The sequence below is a fragment of the Luteibaculum oceani genome, from assembly GCF_007995015.1.
In the GTDB taxonomy this organism is placed as follows: domain Bacteria; phylum Bacteroidota; class Bacteroidia; order Flavobacteriales_D; family Luteibaculaceae; genus Luteibaculum; species Luteibaculum oceani.
In genome coordinates this window covers 279,259-294,368 of sequence record NZ_VORB01000003.1, presented here as the reverse complement: position 1 = coordinate 294,368, position 15,110 = coordinate 279,259, and the positions used below count along the sequence as shown (strand labels likewise).

Annotated in this window: 17 protein-coding genes; 5 read left to right on the top strand and 12 right to left on the bottom strand. The window is 39.0% G+C overall.

The window, feature by feature from the left end; all coding sequences use genetic code 11:
* Positions 1-69: 69 nt before the first annotated feature.
* The gene (locus FRX97_RS04725; RefSeq protein ID WP_147013919.1) at positions 70-483 is read left to right on the top strand and encodes a response regulator; all 414 of its coding nucleotides are present in this window, start codon (positions 70-72) and stop codon (positions 481-483) included.
* Here FRX97_RS04725 and mgtE read toward each other — a convergent pair.
* From mgtE to FRX97_RS04680, 9 genes are all read right to left on the bottom strand, one after another.
* Positions 480-1,841, bottom strand: a complete 1,362-nt coding sequence (mgtE, locus tag FRX97_RS04720) for a magnesium transporter (protein ID WP_147013917.1) — start codon at positions 1,839-1,841, stop codon at positions 480-482. The genes FRX97_RS04725 and mgtE overlap by 4 nt on opposite strands.
* A 45-nt stretch (positions 1,842-1,886) precedes the next feature.
* Positions 1,887-2,645: a 16S rRNA (adenine(1518)-N(6)/adenine(1519)-N(6))-dimethyltransferase RsmA gene (gene rsmA / locus FRX97_RS04715; protein WP_147013915.1), complete on the bottom strand. Its 759-nt coding sequence runs from the start codon at positions 2,643-2,645 to the stop codon at positions 1,887-1,889.
* On the bottom strand, positions 2,645-2,962 hold the full coding sequence (locus FRX97_RS04710; protein WP_147013913.1) for a DUF4286 family protein: 318 nt from the start codon (positions 2,960-2,962) through the stop codon (positions 2,645-2,647). The genes rsmA and FRX97_RS04710 overlap by 1 nt, the downstream gene beginning before the upstream one ends.
* A 6-nt stretch (positions 2,963-2,968) precedes the next feature.
* The gene (locus FRX97_RS04705; protein WP_147013911.1) at positions 2,969-4,789 is read right to left on the bottom strand and encodes a tetratricopeptide repeat protein; all 1,821 of its coding nucleotides are present in this window, start codon (positions 4,787-4,789) and stop codon (positions 2,969-2,971) included.
* 3 nt (positions 4,790-4,792) lie between these two features.
* Positions 4,793-5,362 (bottom strand): hypothetical protein, encoded by a 570-nt coding sequence (locus tag FRX97_RS04700; RefSeq protein ID WP_147013909.1) that lies wholly within the window; start codon positions 5,360-5,362, stop codon positions 4,793-4,795.
* Positions 5,349-6,620 carry a serine--tRNA ligase gene (gene serS / locus FRX97_RS04695; RefSeq protein ID WP_147013907.1) on the bottom strand — a complete coding sequence of 424 codons (1,272 nt, stop codon included), beginning with the start codon at positions 6,618-6,620 and terminating at the stop codon, positions 5,349-5,351. The genes FRX97_RS04700 and serS overlap by 14 nt, the downstream gene beginning before the upstream one ends.
* Positions 6,621-6,698: 78 nt before the next feature.
* Positions 6,699-6,959, bottom strand: a complete 261-nt coding sequence (gene rpmA / locus FRX97_RS04690) for a 50S ribosomal protein L27 (RefSeq protein ID WP_147013905.1) — start codon at positions 6,957-6,959, stop codon at positions 6,699-6,701.
* 12 nt (positions 6,960-6,971) lie between these two features.
* Positions 6,972-7,283 carry a 50S ribosomal protein L21 gene (gene rplU / locus FRX97_RS04685; protein ID WP_147013903.1) on the bottom strand — a complete coding sequence of 104 codons (312 nt, stop codon included), beginning with the start codon at positions 7,281-7,283 and terminating at the stop codon, positions 6,972-6,974.
* Between the two features lie 49 nt (positions 7,284-7,332).
* Positions 7,333-8,232 carry a DMT family transporter gene (locus FRX97_RS04680; protein ID WP_147013900.1) on the bottom strand — a complete coding sequence of 300 codons (900 nt, stop codon included), beginning with the start codon at positions 8,230-8,232 and terminating at the stop codon, positions 7,333-7,335.
* Positions 8,233-8,299: 67 nt separating this feature from the next.
* Between FRX97_RS04680 and FRX97_RS04675 the strand changes: the two genes are divergently transcribed.
* From FRX97_RS04675 to FRX97_RS04665, 3 genes are all read left to right on the top strand, one after another.
* Positions 8,300-8,806, top strand: coding sequence for a heavy-metal-associated domain-containing protein (locus FRX97_RS04675; RefSeq protein WP_147013898.1), 507 nt, complete (start codon positions 8,300-8,302; stop codon positions 8,804-8,806).
* A 65-nt stretch (positions 8,807-8,871) separates the two neighbouring features.
* Positions 8,872-9,942 (top strand): COX15/CtaA family protein, encoded by a 1,071-nt coding sequence (locus FRX97_RS04670; protein ID WP_147013896.1) that lies wholly within the window; start codon positions 8,872-8,874, stop codon positions 9,940-9,942.
* Between the two features lie 56 nt (positions 9,943-9,998).
* Positions 9,999-10,625: a hypothetical protein gene (locus tag FRX97_RS04665; RefSeq protein ID WP_147013894.1), complete on the top strand. Its 627-nt coding sequence runs from the start codon at positions 9,999-10,001 to the stop codon at positions 10,623-10,625.
* Between the two features lie 137 nt (positions 10,626-10,762).
* Here FRX97_RS04665 and FRX97_RS04660 read toward each other — a convergent pair whose 3' ends face one another.
* Positions 10,763-11,956 (bottom strand): MFS transporter, encoded by a 1,194-nt coding sequence (locus FRX97_RS04660; protein WP_147013891.1) that lies wholly within the window; start codon positions 11,954-11,956, stop codon positions 10,763-10,765.
* 55 nt (positions 11,957-12,011) lie between these two features.
* Between FRX97_RS04660 and FRX97_RS04655 the strand changes: the two genes are divergently transcribed.
* Complete coding sequence (locus FRX97_RS04655) at positions 12,012-13,223, top strand: THUMP-like domain-containing protein (RefSeq protein WP_147013889.1); 1,212 nt, start codon at positions 12,012-12,014, stop codon at positions 13,221-13,223.
* Here FRX97_RS04655 and gldD read toward each other — a convergent pair.
* On the bottom strand, positions 13,220-13,804 hold the full coding sequence (gene gldD / locus FRX97_RS04650) for a gliding motility lipoprotein GldD (RefSeq protein ID WP_147013886.1): 585 nt from the start codon (positions 13,802-13,804) through the stop codon (positions 13,220-13,222). The genes FRX97_RS04655 and gldD overlap by 4 nt on opposite strands.
* Entirely contained in the window at positions 13,785-15,110 is a 1,326-nt protein-coding gene (gene gldE / locus FRX97_RS04645; RefSeq protein WP_223266561.1) for a gliding motility-associated protein GldE, read from the bottom strand. Before gldE ends, gldD begins: the two co-directional genes overlap by 20 nt.

The following is a 15,110-nucleotide window of genomic DNA, read 5'->3' as shown; positions in this document are numbered from 1 at the left end:
AATGTTTTAAGAAAGGATTAACACTCAGTTCTGGTAATTTTATTTATTTGAGATAGAAAACACAACCTGATGCCTTATACCGGATTCGCGATAATAGATGACGATCAACTTTTTAGACACATTTTAAAAGCTCAGCTAAATAAAATTCTTGAGCAAGAAAAGTCTGTGTTGTCATTCGAGAATGGCAAGGAGGCAATTCAGTATCTTCAGGATAACCTACCCCAATTAGGTGATGTGGTAATTCCAAAGGTTGTTTTTTTAGACATCAATATGCCTATTATGAATGGATGGGAATTTTTAGATGAGTTTAAAAAAATGAAAGACCTAATAACGGAGCAAATTACCATATACATGATTACCTCATCTGTGGATCGAAGAGATGAGAAAAGGGCAGGAGAATATTCGGAGGTGAACAAATTCGTAGTAAAGCCCGTAACCTCCAATCAGTTAATTGAATTATTAGAAGCGGATAATCTTATTTAGATTCCGTAAATGGCTTTGGCAATCATAAAATAAATGATAAGCCCCAAGATGTCATTTGCAGTGGTTATAAATGGGCCCGTTGCCAATGCTGGGTCAATTTTCAAAAAGTTTAAGGAAAGGGGAATCAGTGTTCCAAATAAACTGGCAATAATTATTACGGCGAAAAGCGAAACAGCTACGGTGTAGCCTAATTCTGGATTTGGGTTGGCAACTAAGCTGTAAGCCAAAACAAGTACACTACAAATTGCGGCATTTATAAATGCAACCTTAAGTTCTTTCCACAGTCGTCCCATTAAACCTCCAATAGGATTGTCCTGACTAGCTAATCCTTGTACTACAATCGCAGAGGACTGCACCCCAACATTTCCACCCATAGCGGCAATTAAAGGAATAAAGAACGCCAGAACTGGGTTTATAGCTAATTGGTGTTCGTAAATGCCTATAACCTGAGAAACTAATATCCCACCAGCTAGTCCAATTAATAGCCATGGAATTCTAGCTCGAGTTACTTCCCAAACTTTATCATCACTTTCAACGGCTTCGGATAAACCCGATGCTAATGCGTAATCCTCCGTAGCTTCTTCCTGAATAACATCCACCACGTCATCAATGGTAATCCTACCTAGAAGAGTCATATTTTCATCCAAAACCGGGAGAACCACCAAGTCGTATTTACGCATGATTTGGGCAATCGCTTCACTAGTATCCTGAGCGTAGGCAAAGTGCAAGTTTTCCTCATTAAAAATGTCTTTTACTTTCGCTTTTAGGGATGAACTAAAGAGCATTTTTTTGAGAGAGAGCGTTCCTTTTAAGCGGTTTTTTTCATCCACCACATAAATGGTGTACACCTCGTCTAGGTTTTCGGCTTGTTTTCGCATTTCTCGCAGCGCGTAGGCCAAATCCCATTCAAGATTCACCTTTATAAGCTCCTTTGCCATTAACCCTCCTGCAGAGTCCTCATCATAGGTAAGGAGATCTACAATGTCTGAAGCCTGCCCTACATCCTGAAGTAAGGTTAAAACCTCCTCCTTCTTTTGTTCTGGAAGTTCTGCAATAACGTCCGCCGCATCATCAGAATCGATGTGCTCTATAACTATTTCAGCAATTTCCTTCGATGTTCTTAAACCAATAAGCTTATCCCTAAGCTCCTCATCTAATTCAATAAGAACTTCTGCTGCCTTTTCGTTATCTAGGATTTTTAATAGGTAGTCAGCTTCGTTAAAGCCTAACTTGTAAAAAATATCGGCAATATCCGCAGGGTGCTGTTCACTAACTAAGCTCGATAGATAGGTATCGTTACCATCGTGTATAGCACTCTTTATATCGTCTATAAAACTGCGGGTAATTTCTATTGCCATAGCCCTGTATCTTGTGTGGGCTAAGGTAATAATTCGATCTCAGGTCTAACCGGGGAAAATAATTTTAGTCAAATCTTCGAAATCTTCAACGCTTAATTGCTCAGGTCTTTTCTGCAAATATTCGTTGTCTGGAATTTCTGCGCCCAAAGATTTTAAGCCGTTTCTAATGGTCTTTCTTCTTTGGTTGAAAGTGGCCTTTACAACTTGTCTAAATTTTTGATGGTCGCAGGTAATGGGACTTTCTTTAATTGTCATGCGCAGCACCCCTGATTTTACTTTTGGAGGTGGAATAAAAACATTCTCAGGAACAGTAAATAGATACTCGCAGTGATAATAGGCCTGGGTTAAAACAGAAATTACACCATAAGTTTTGGATCCCGGTCCCGCACAAATTCTTTCCGCAACTTCTTTTTGAAACATTCCCACAGCACATGGAACTGCTGCTTTCATCTCTAGGATTTTAAATACAATTTGACTGGAAATGTTGTACGGGAAATTTCCACACACAACAAATGGTCCGTCTATCCAAGATTCCCAATCGGCATCCAAAAAACTTTTTTGAACAATTTCAAACTGTTGATCTACAAAATTTTCATCTAGGTAGGCTACCGATTCTCGGTCTATTTCAGATAGCACCAATTTTTCATCTCTAGAGAACAAGTGTTGGGTTAGGGCACCGGTTCCCGGTCCCACTTCTAGGATATTAGAAACTAAATTTGATGGGATAGCATCGGCAATAGCTTTTGCAATGCTGGCATCTGCAAGGAAGTGCTGCCCAAGGTGTTTTTTTGCTTTTACTCCCATTAAAATTGATCAACCATTTTTAAAAGCGTTCTAAAGGCTGCAAATTTCCCGTTGTATTTGGCAGTATGTTCCTGCTGAAGTTTTGGAGCAAACTCTTTTTGGTAGCGATTTAAATCAGCTTCGCTAGCAGCTAAGTACTGAATTGAATAGGTAACACCACCCTGTTCATGATCTGAAAGGACATTGCAAAATCTACTTTCAAGAAAACATTTGGTAGCCATAACATCGGGAATATGAACTTCTTTCATCCATGAAACCCAATCGTCATGCACATCATGGTCTATGTTTACAGTTACGTTGTAAATTATTTTTTCCATAATTACCTATCCTTCAAATTGTATATCTCCTCGTAATCGACGGTATTTTTTACGAGCGTCTATGGAAAATAGGCTACCAGGAAATTCTAGAAGAATTCTTTCGTAAAGCTTGGTAGCCTCTTCCTCGTTATTCATTTTATTCAAGTAGAGCTCTGCCATCAGGTATAAGGCATTGTCGCCAAGTAAATCGGTTGGATGCTCATCTATAATTTTTTTAAGGTAGGACAATGCCATATCGTAATTTTCCCCTTTCATGGCCATCTTATAACGCGCCATATAAACTTCATCGGTTAAAGAGTGTCTAGGGTACTTATTGGTGAGCTTGGTAAGTATAGAGTCTGCTTGATCAAGCTTGTTTTGTACGATCAATAAATCTGCCGCGGCATACAACTCAAGGGGTTCCGTTACGGTATCCAAATTAAAATTATTGGAAATCAATAGGGACAATTCAATAGCATCATTGCTAATTAAATCTGAAGTTGCTGCTTTTAGGATATCCAATTGAGCTTGGGCCCATGCAAAGTCCCCAGTGTAGAATGCAATTTTGGCATTTCTCAACCGCGCTTCAGAACCTAATTCATCCTCTTTAAAATCCTTATCCACCTGGCCGTAGAGTAAAGCGGCATCCCAAATTTCGCCTTTGATAAGAAGTATATCGCCAAGCCTTAGTTTGGCTAAAGCCACTACCTTTTTGTAAAGATTAGGCATTTCAATTACCTTTTCTAAAAGCGACATGGCTGCATTTTCTCCAGCACCATATTTTAAGGTGAAATCGGCATAATCTATAAGGAGTGATGCGGTTGTTGGATTTTCTCCCAAGGTGTTTACCGCCAAATCGAAGGCATCACGAACCCTGGCAACATCTTCTGGTTTGGTGTGTGGTATATTTTGTAACTCAAGGTAGGCGGCTTTTGCACGCTCAGTTAAGACCAATAATTGGGTTTTTTCATCCTTGTAGGTCTCTAGTAAATAATCGTAAGCTCGATATGCAGCTCCATATTCCCCATTGCGAGCAGCGAGTTGGGCATAATCTAAAACGCGTCCTCCACCTTCTTTGTAGCGCATATCTAATGCACGAACTTGGGCAAAAGCAGGCGCAAAGTCGGACATTTGATAGTAATACCAGATCAGTAATTCGTTGAGAGATTTATTGTCTGGATTCTTTTGAACCCGTTCAATTAGGATTTGCCTTAAAAGTTCTGCTTGATCCTCGTCTTCTGTAAAGCTTAAATATCTTATTAAAGCCGATTGAATGGAGTTTTGATATGCTGGGTTTTCTTGGACAAGAGAAACGTAGGCTTCAACCATGGCTTTTGTTTCACCCTGAACTCCATAAAGACCAGCTAATTCTAGGTGATAACCATATTGATTATCCTTTTCGCGAGCATTCAGATACAGTGATTTTGCCCACCTGTATAGGGCGGCAGATTCCAGCTTTCTACCCACAGTACTAACTGTCCCACGATTGTATTTTAACTCATCTAATCCTTTTTCGAGGAATTTATCTCGCTGTTTCTCATCCTTAGTTTTGTGATACAAAATGGCGAGATCGAAATATTCTTGTCCTGTTTGACTTTGCTCTTTTTTAATCCAGTCCTTAACCAGCTCTATGGCCTTATCCCAAGATTCTTGCTGTTCTAAACAGGTAAGTAAACGTGTGTAATAGAATAATCCCCCCTTTTCTTCATAGAGTTTTGAGAAATATAACTCGGCTTTTTCAAATTCCTTTTGCTGGTAATAATACTCGGCAAACTCACGATCAGTTTGCTGCGCAATTCCAGGCAAGGAAAAAAGAATAATAAAAATTGAAAGAAAAAGGTATCGCATAGGCTACTTTTCGGTAGTAATACGATTAACGTAATAAGTATATTGTGGGTGCAGTTCTTGAAAACGATCTACCAATAATCTCCTACCTTCTAACATATTTTGTGTAGAAGCTCCAATAACTCTTAATGCTTTCTCCTCTTTATCAAGGTAAACCAAGATAGAATCTATAGGAAGTGAGCGATTTTGGATGTCGGTTTGCAAGGTGGCTAACTGCTTTTCTGAATAAAGTAAATCGCTTTTTAAAATCTGTGCCTTTTCAATAAGGTTTGCGGTTGGCTTAGCAATGGATTTGTAATTGGTTAGGAATTCGGCTTCTTCTTTATCTAAAATCCAATTTTGTGTTAACGCCATGGTTTCGATGCTATCTATGCCTTTTGCTACAGTATTCGCAATTTCATTAAGCTTAACCGTATCGATATTTTCGAATTGGTTCTTGTATCCGTTTAGTTTTTGCCTAAAAGATTGCACCTTTTCTTCTGCTTTGGCAAAGCGCGGGTCTTCGCATCCAATGGCGATGATTATACAGAAAACAAAAGCGCTTAGCTTAAGGGCAGAAGCTTTAAATTTTTTCAAATCCAACATAGCGTTGTAGTACTTTAGGAATATTAATACCGTCTTCAGTTTGGTAGTTTTCCAGTATGGCTGCCAAAATTCTTGGTAAAGCCAATGCACTACCATTTAGGGTATGAAGCAGGGTGTTTTTTCCTTCTTGGTTTTTAAATCTAAGCTTTAATCGGTTAGATTGGAAGCTTTTAAAGTTGGAAACGGAACTCACTTCTAACCATCTTTCTTGGGCTGCAGAATAAACTTCGAAATCGTATGTTATGGAACTGGCAAACCCTAAGTCTCCACCGCAAAGGCGCAGTATTCTGTAGGGAAGTTCCAACTCCTTAAGGATGTTTTCTACATGCGAAATCATTTCATCAAGTGCGTTGAATGAATCTTCTGGTTTTTCAATACGAACAATCTCCACCTTATCGAATTGGTGCAGTCTATTTAGTCCACGAACATCCTTTCCGTATGAACCTGCCTCTCTTCTAAAACAAGGGGTGTAACCGCAAATTTTTATGGGGAGTTCTTTGTCGTCTTTTATTAAAACATCCCTGTAAACATTGGTTAGTGGAACTTCTGCAGTGGGGATTAAATAAAGATCATCGGTACCTACGTGGTACATCTGCCCCTCTTTATCAGGTAATTGTCCAGTACCAATTCCAGAAGCCTCATTAACTACGTGAGGAGGAATCATTTCCTCGTAGCCAGCCTGGTCGGCCTTATCCAAAAAATATTGGATTAGCGCACGCTGAAGTTTTGCTCCCTTTCCACGGTAAACAGGAAACCCTGCTCCCGTAATTTTAACACCCAATTCAAAATCGATAAGATTATGCTCTTCGCATAATTCCCAATGAGGCTTTGCGTTAGTTGGAAGATTTATTTCTGATTTGTTCTCAGAAATAACTTCATTGTCTGCGTCCGATTTTCCAGGGGGAACAGAGTCATGGGGAGCATTTGGTAAATCGTATAGATGCTTTTTAATGGCATCTTCGTTTTGTTGTGCCTGTTCTTTTATTGCGTTTAGTTCTTCCTTTAAAGAAGCCACACGTTCTTTTTGTTGGTTGGCTTCTTCAGTTTTTCCCTCTTTAAATAGACCACCAATACTTTTAGATAAGCTTTTGATTTCTGCTTGGATTCCGTCGGTTTTTACCTGGAACTCTTTCCTTCTATCATCGGCAGATATCAAGTTGTCAATGTCGGCACTTGCATCAATACCTCTTTTTTGCAAGGCTTTGATAACCTGATCCTTATTTTGTCTTATGTATGGAATTTCTAACATTTTGGGCTTGTTAAGGTATGTATATAAAAAAAGCCCCACGAAAATAGTGGAGCTTTTTAAAATTATAAAGAAAGAAGCTTAGTTTTCTGCAGCTTCTACTGAAACAGTCGACTTATTATTTTTTGTCTTTCTGAATACTACAGTTCCGCTCTCTAAAGCAAAAAGAGTATGGTCTTTACCCATTCCTACGTTTGCTCCAGGGTGGTGCTTAGTTCCACGCTGACGTACTATAATATTCCCTGCTTTGGCAGCTTGACCTCCGAATATTTTAATTCCTAGTCGTTTACTTTCTGATTCTCTACCGTTCTTCGAACTACCGACACCTTTCTTATGAGCCATGGCAATAAAATATTATGCGTTAATTCCTGTAATTTTAATTTCACTTAGTGACTGACGGTGACCATTTTTCACTCTGTAACCTTTTCTCCTTTTCTTCTTGAAAACGATTACTTTGTCACCTTTTAAGTGCTGAAGTACTTCAACTTCTACTGAAGCTCCATCTACTTTAGGTGCACCTATCGTGGTCTCTCCATCTTTGTCCACTAGAAGCACATTATCAAAGTTTAACTTGTCACCTTCACTACCTTCTAGGCGGTTAACAAATAACTTCTGATCCTTCTCTACTTTTAGCTGTTGTCCAGCAATATCAACAATCGCGTACATCTCTTCCTTTCTTTAAGGGAGGGCAAAGATAATCACTTTTTTATTACACTCAAGTTTTTTTTGAATTAACTAAGTAAACTCCAGAAATAATTACTAAAGAAAACAGTAAATCCAATAAGGTAAAGGCTTCCCCATCTACCACTCCCCATATTACTGCGACTATAGGAATTAAGTAGGTAACTGAGCTGGCCGTTAATGCTGAAGTTTCTTTTATTACGTGATTAAAGAGAATTACCGCTAAGGCCGTACCACAAACTCCTAAAATGGAAATACATAAAAAAGAAAACCAAGCGCCATCTACATCCGATAATACTCCGGGGACATCTGTAAAATAAACTCCCGATAAGAAGGGAAGCAACATTATCGCAAAAGAAATGGATGTGATTTCAACCGGCCTTAGATCTTTTAAATAGGTCTTAATAATATTTACACTGCTCGCATAGCAAAGGCAGGCTGCTAAAACTAATAGGCTATATCCTCCAACCTGATCTAGTTGGAAGGAGAAATTAGACTGGGATAGGATTAAGCCAATTGCTCCGAGCAATCCCAGAATTACTCCAAGGTATTTTCTTCCCGAGGCAACAACGCCAAAAAATACCATACCTATTATAAGTGTGAAAAAAGGTGTGAGGCTATTTAATACACCGGCTAAGGCACTATTGATTTTAGTTTGCGCAATTGCAAATAATAAGGCAGGCATGCCATTTCCAACGCATCCAGCAACGATAAGCGGGACCCACTCTTTTTTCTTTACCTTTTTAAAAGATCTAAGTGCGAAGGGAAGAAGAACAAGCGCTGCAAGTGTAATTCGTAGAAAGCCAACCTGAAATCCCGTAAAAACCACATCACCAGTTGCGTTGTATAATCCTCGCTTAATTAATATAAATGATGAGCCCCAAATTGCGGCTAGTAATCCTAGCCTAGAGGCAATCCAACCCGCACTTTTCACCGCGTAAATTTTGTTAACTCCAATTGCGTGGCAAATATTATCTTATTTTTGTGCAAAGTTTTAGATTATGAGAATCTTTTTGTCTCTTATTTTATCGGCCTTAATTTTAGGTTGTAGCTCTACCGAAAGTGCAGATGTTCATAGCGATCCTGTTGAGGTGAAATACAGCTACGTTAAGGGCGATAACACTTCTAGCATTGCTAAGTTGGGCGTTAAAGGAATGTCTTGCGAGGTTATGTGTGGAGGGTTAATTAAGAATAGCCTTAAGAAACTTGACGGAGTTAGCATGGCCGATGTTTCTTTCAATCCAGAAAATAAAGCAGGATTAGCTGAAGTAGATTTCGATGCTAAAAAGGTTACCGAAAAAGAACTAGTTGCGGCAATTGAAAAATTGAACAACGGACAATATAGAGTTAACTCCATAGAAATAGTTGTTACTGAAACTTCATTCGAGGAGGTAAGCGACGAGGAAGAAGAAATTAAAAATGCAGAGGAAAACAAATTGGATAAAAAAATCTCTCTTCCAAGTTTGCCGAACATTTTTGAGGTTTTAAATAGAGCAATTTTCAGATAGTGCTTCTAAACAATTGATCATTTTCAAAGGTTTCTCTTACGAGGAGCCTTTTTTTTTGAAATAACATGCCGAATATAAAATCCCTAAACCCAGTTAAAACCTGGTTAATTACCGGGTGTGTGATGATAACCGTTATGGTTATGATTGGTGGAATTACTCGCTTAACCGATTCTGGATTAAGCATTACAGAATGGAATGTGATCAAGGGTACCATTCCACCGCTTAACGAAGCGCAATGGGAGGAAGCTTTTGATAAATACAAGCAAATTCCCGAATATCAATTAAGACACGCTCATTTTACCATTAGTGATTTTAAGTGGATCTATTTTTGGGAATACATTCACCGCCTTTGGGGGAGGTTAATGGGCTTCGTGTTTTTTATACCCTTTGTTATTTTTTGGCGTAAAGGTTATTTCGATGCAAAACTCAAGAAAAGAGGAATTTGGATCTTGCTAGGTGGAGGTGCCGTAGGATCCCTAGGTTGGTTTATGGTTAGCAGTGGACTTTCCGAAAATCCCGATGTTAGCCATTATCGTCTAGCTATTCACCTTTCTGCAGCCTTTACTTTATTCTGCTATGTCTACTGGACCTACTTAATTGTTAAAACAAGAACAAAGGATCTAGAGCCAGTAGATATTTTCCCAATCAGTACCAAAAGAATATTACTTCTTGGATTCAGCCTCCTGGGCTTGCAAATCATTTATGGAGCATTTACAGCAGGATTAGACGCAGGCACCATATATAATACTTGGCCTTTAATGAATGGTCGTATTATTCCTGAGAACGTAGCGCCCTTCGATTCTTTCTGGCAAAATTTCACAGACCATAAAGATGGAGTTCAATTTATCCACAGAAATTTAGCACTTATAGTTGCTGGGATTACCTTGTTTCTTGCTTATAAACTAAAAACTCAGGGAATTTCAGGGCGCAGTTGGTTTTGGATTTCAATCATAGTAATTGCACAGGTGCTTTTGGGTATTATAACCTTGATTGACGCTAATAGTGGAGATGTTTCTGTGTTTTGGGGAACCCTGCACCAGCTTGGGGCTCTTTTACTTTTAATACAGTATTTACAAGTATCCTTTCGAATGTATGCCAAACCTAGAATTAGCGCACATAATCGAAAAGTGAACTAATGAATGTTAAATTATGTGGGAAAAGCCTAACTTTGTAGGCTTACATATATAGAATTATGAAAAAGTTTGGATTTTTTGGAATGTTGTTAGCCTTTGCGGCTGGCTTTACCGCTTGTGAGGAAGCGAATTTGGAGTTTGATGTACCTTTTGATCAGGTGGTTGAGAGAACATACGAAATTCCAGCTTCTGCTGATACCGTTATTGTACTAACCATTGACTCTATTGACGCTTCTATTGAGGCGGATCTTGAAGAGAACCTAGACAAACTTAAAGAGCTTAAAGTAGAAGGAGTTGAAGTAAATATTAAGAGCATCACCCCTAACCAAGATTTAAATCAAGTTGGTGCACAGGCAGTGGTAACTCTTCTTGCTGGTTCTGTTGATGGTCAAGAAATTTTTCAAGTAGCTCCATTTGGAACTGGTTTTGTTACTCTAGAGGATCTTGTATTAGAGAACCCTAAGACGATTACAGATTTCCCTATTAACAACATTAACGCAGCATTAAACATGCTTAAATCTAACGGAAAGCTTTTTGCTAAACTAGATTTTAAAGGGGTTAATCAAACTGGAAACGATTACACAGTTGACGTTGCTTTTAAGTTGAAGTTTAAAGGTAAAATTGGAACCGGAGACGGAGATAATTCTGATAACAACAACAATAATTCTGGAAATAATCCTCAATAATAGGTTATAATTAATCATTTCTTTTAAAGGTCGTCTACGAAAATAGACGGCCTTTTTTTATGGATAAAATTATGCTCTCTATTGATCTGAGCACGACAATCTTGAGGAAGGACAGTACAGAATTTCAGGAGGCCTTTCTAATTTTTGGAAACTATAAATCGGGAGGTGTAAACAGCTAAAAGCGACGCGAAAACGGCAATATATCCTACATAGTTGTAACCAACCAGAGCCTTTCCACCTACAGACTCCACAACGATTAATCCAGCTATAAGACTGGATAAACTCGCTCCCAATTGTTGCACAGAGCTTATTATATTCATAAAGCTCCCTCGATTCTCTGCCTTAACCACTCCTGTCATAAGCGTTTGAGCTGGAATATATCTTCCCCCGGAGGTAACGAAAAATAAACTCGTAATTGCTAGAGCATAGCCAATGGGAGATCTAGGTAGGTGTGTTATAAGCAGAATGGGAATTAGATTGATCAGCGCAAAAATTAAGTACGTTTTATGGGCTCCAATTTTATCGGCTAATTTTCCAATCCTGGGAGAGGTGAATATGGTAACCGCACCTCCCAAAAGGTAAATTAAGGTGATTTCGGTACCCTCGAAACCTACGTTTCGCTCCATGTATGGAGCAATGAATGGTATAATTGTAAACTGCCCCAGCATAAGTAAAACCATAAACAGTAGGGCGCGGAGTTGGTTGCGATCCCCAATAACATTGGTTAGTACTCTTAAGCGACGGTTCTTCTCTACCTTTCCTTCAAGGTGTCCTCTAATCGGGGGTATAAACTTTACTAAGCCCAGTGTAATTACACCACCCATAGCGGCCAGTAAGTAAAATGGCGCATGCCAACTGGAAATTTCCGCTAGGTAATATCCAAAGGGTACTCCAAATACTGAGGATGCCGAAAATGCTGCCATTACAAAGCCCATGGCTGCCGATCTACGTGCTAAAGGAATGGTGTCACCAATGATGGTTAAAATCATTGCCCCTGCTACACCCCCAAATGCTCCGGTTACAGTTCTGGCAACCAACAATAGCTCGTAGGAGGGGGCAATTGCACAACACAAAGTTCCAAAGGTAAATCCTATGTATAAAAGCAATAAGGCTTTTTTTCTATCGTATTTATCAATGAAAAATGCGGAAGCAAACCCTGTGATACCAGCAGAAAGTGTGTAGGCAGAGACTATGAGACTAAACTGTGCTGGGCTGATACCGAAGGCTTCCATTAGGCGGTCGCCCAATGGCATCATTATCATGAAATCCATGATATGGGTAAACTGAATAGCAGCCAATACCCAAAGCATTTTCTTTTCGGTCTTATCCATTTTATTGCCAGCTTTGCCAAGGCGAAAGTAAGGTTATAACTCTAAGCATTTATCCTTGAACGAATTCATAACACAACATAACAATCTTTGGAATCATCTTTCGAATCAAGAGGTAATTGATTGGTACGAGGTGGTGTCGGAGAAGGAGTTAAACCACCTACTGTTATCGGGAAAGGAAATGTTTGATCTTCCACCAAAACTTTTGGTTCAGCAGGTTAAGAGTTACAGGAAAATTAAAAGCAAAGCGCCTGGATTAGATTTTTCACGTGGATTAGTTTTTCCGGATAAGAATAATGTTGAACAGTGTTCATCGGAGTTTACAGCCAAATTTAAAACCCAATTTTTGGCCGATCTGGAGGTTGAAAATATTGTGGATGTTACCGGTGGGTGGGGAATTGATGTTATTTATTTTTCGGAAAGTATACCGAAGGTAACTCACATTGAAATAGATGCGGCACTTCAGAAAATAGCGCAATACAATTTTCAAAAATTGGGCCTAGAGATAGATTCCTCCTCCTCCGACTATAGAGATAAGCCACCATCTTTTTATAAAAACAAGTGGGTTTATGCGGATCCAATGAGAAGAGAAGGGCACAATCGAATTTTGGGGTGGGAGGGTCAAAGCCCCAATCCGAAGGCTCTTATAGATTGGGTTATTCACAGAAATTGCCTGGGTTTGATGTTAAAATTATCACCCATGGACGATTTAACTTGGGTAAGAGAACAGCTACCTGAAAATTGTGGATCTTGTTTTTTGGTCTTAGAAGTGGGAACCGAGTTAAAGGAAGTGCTTTTGGTAATAACTATGGAACAAAAGGCGAAACTCCAAAACCGAATTGTTTTTATTCAACGCCCGAATGGTACAATTCATTCCTATAGTCAAAATGAAATAGAGCAAACTCAAATTACCCCCAGTGCTAGCCGATTTATTTATGTGCCCAGACCAGCACTAAACAAAATGGGGTGGGCAAAATTAATGCCCAACTTGACAGAGGCTGAAGACTTGGGGTCAGATTTGTGGATGACTAATGCGGAGTTAAATACGCAGGCTTTTCGGAAATTTGAGGTAATAGAAGAGGTTCCTAGCACTATAAAGAAACTGAAGAAACGCTTTGGGAAATCTGATTTACATGTAATTTCCAAGGGTTTTGGTCTTTCAGCCGATCAGATTCAAAGCCAGCTATCCCTTCGTCCTAAGGGAGAGAATTTTCTGATTTTTACGGGATATCAAGGAAAAAGAAAAGTGTTTTTAGCCAAATCTAGTTAAGGCTTCCACTCAAGTGTTTTGATGATGTGATCTATATCCTGCTTAATGAAATTGGTAGCAGGCCTAAGCGAGTCTTGGTTGGGGCGAGATCTAAAAAACAAGGCACCTCTCAAAAAATGGGAGGTGGAATCAGTAACACAGAATTGGTATGATGAGGCAACATTTCCCTCAATTTCATATTCCAAAACAAATTTGCTTTCCTCCGAAAACTCTCTTGTCTTCGCATTAATAGCACTTGCTTTTACCTGATGTTGATATGCGAGCTTGTGCATTTCATCTAGGTAGCCCTGTAGCGGGTTTTCAGCATTAATGGGTCTGTAATTTAAGTATACCTCTGCTTTAAATCTTGGAAACCACAATACGTAATCACATTCGCGATCTAATTTTTTAAATCCGCTATAGGCCGGGATTTCAAATTGATATGGACAGGGCAAACTGGTAACCTTATACTGTTTTTCAGGGAAATCAATACGAATAAACCCCCTAGGTTTGGGTGTGGGATTGCCCCCACACCCGATGAAAATTATAGATAAAAATAGCCCAACTCCCAGTTGGCAAAGCCTATTCGTTTTTGTCGTCATTATTAATGCGAAGTTTTACGCGCTTTACTTTTCTTTTATCTGCAGCTTCAACGGTTAGGGTGCAGTTTCCGAAGTTGAACTTTTCGTTTTTCATCGGGATTTTACCAGCCATTTCAACTACAAACCCTGCAATGGTTCCGTTATCTCCGCTGGCCGCCTCAAATTCTTCTCCGCTTATTTCCAGAATTTTATAGATATCAACTAATTGAGTTTTTCCTTCGAAAACGTAGGTGTTATCATCTATTTTGGAATACACCAATTCATCGTCATCAAATTCGTCAGAGATGTCTCCAACTATTTCTTCAACCACATCCTCAAGCGTAATGATTCCCATGGTTCCTCCGTATTCGTCTAGAACAACTGCCATGTGAATTTTGCGTTCTTGAAACTCCTTTAATAAATCAACAATCTTTTTGGTTTCAGGAATAAAATAGGGTTCTCTTATTAGGCTTTTCCAGTCTGGGGCTTCTTGGTCTAAAAAATCCAAAAGGTCCTTAATGTATAAAATGCCTTTAATATTGTCGAAATTATCTTCAAATACGGGGATTCTGGAGTATCCAGAATCCATAATGGTTTTATAGAGTTGAGGATATTCAAAACTGATATCCACTGCTATCACATCCACCCGCGCAGTCATAATCTGCCGAACTTCTGTGTTTCCGAATTTTACAATTCCTCTTAAAATTCGCTGTTCTTCTTCATTGCTTTGTTCGTCTTCGGTTAGATCGAGAGCTTGCTCCAATTCATCCACAGATATATTGTTTGACTTTGGAGTGAATCGACTTTCTAGATAGCCGGTGCTACTTACAAGTACTTTACTTAAGGGGTTGAATATGGTACATAAAATATTCAAAAGGCCGCTAAGTCTAATCGCTACACCCTTGGCTTGATATGAAGCAAAAACCTTAGGGATAACTTCTCCAAAAATAAGAATGAGCAAGGTTGCTATTACCACCTGTACAACAAAGGCAATAATTTCATTGTCGAAAAGGAATACGCCGTTAAGAACAACAGTCGAAAGCAGCACAATTCCGATGTTTATAAAGTTATTGGCAATTAAAATGGAAGCCAAAAGAGTTCTTGGCTTAGAAAGCAATTCCAGTACCTTGTTAGATCTAGGGCTGTTTTCATATTTTAATTCTTCAATGTCACCTGGGCTTAATGAGAAATAAGCCACCTCTGATCCAGAAATTAGGGCCGAGGAAAAAAGTAATAGCACCGTTACTAACAGTGCTATTATTAATCCTGAATCAATTTCTTGTAAGGATGGTAGGATAGAGGAAATTTCGAGTATCGAATTCTCCAA